Annotated in this window: 1 protein-coding gene; it reads left to right on the plus strand. The window is 71.8% G+C overall.

Features of this window, described 5'->3' with window-relative positions; translation table 11 throughout:
- A partial coding sequence (locus tag EOC06_RS39265; RefSeq protein ID WP_245470484.1) for a cobalamin biosynthesis protein occupies positions 1-207 on the plus strand: 207 nt, incomplete at its 5' end.
- Between the last annotated feature and the right edge of the window lie 38 nt (positions 208-245).

A 245-nucleotide genomic window follows, 5' to 3' on the forward strand; every position in this document is an offset into this window, starting at 1 on the left:
CTCTTCTCCCCAGCGGGGAGAAGGTGGCCCGAAGGGCCGGATGAGGGGGCCAACTCGCGCAACCTCTCGCAAGAACTCGCCGGCACGCCATCGGTTTCCGAGGCATCCGCCCTCGCCGTTGCCGGCGCCGGCGCCAGACTGCTCGGCCCCCGCACGGTGCTCGGCCCCGTCACCTGCGCGATCGCCATCAGCGGAGATGCGCCATGACCGTCCATTTCATCGGCGCCGGTCCCGGTGCCGCCGAC

Origin of the sequence: Mesorhizobium sp. M7A.F.Ca.MR.362.00.0.0 (assembly GCF_004023175.1) — a bacterium.
Lineage (GTDB): Bacteria > Pseudomonadota > Alphaproteobacteria > Rhizobiales > Rhizobiaceae > Mesorhizobium.